We start from the raw sequence: 246 nt of genomic DNA on the forward strand, positions 1-246 counted from the left end.
AGCAGCGCCAACGGGCGGAAGCTGTCCGGTTCGTAGAGGTAGCTGCGGTGCCGGTCCGCGTGGTGTTCGGCGATGAGTTTGTCGCCTTGCCAGAAGAACTCGGTGGTTAGGCCGTCGATGGTTTTGCTGATGCGGCGGCCGAAGGGGTCGTAGCGGTAGCTGGCGGTTTGCCCGTTGGGTTGGGTGAGGCCGATGAGGCGGTGTTGGCAGTCGTAGCGGTATTCGGTGACTAGCTGGTGGCCTTTG

Annotated in this window: 1 pseudogene; it reads right to left on the reverse strand. The window is 63.0% G+C overall.

The features are described from left to right. Positions 1-246: pseudogene (locus AACY08_RS30305) on the reverse strand (RHS repeat domain-containing protein); the annotation flags it as partial.

It is taken from the genome of Pseudomonas sp. EL_65y_Pfl1_R83 (assembly GCF_963970695.1).
GTDB classification, from domain to species: Bacteria; Pseudomonadota; Gammaproteobacteria; order Pseudomonadales; family Pseudomonadaceae; genus Aquipseudomonas; species Aquipseudomonas tritici.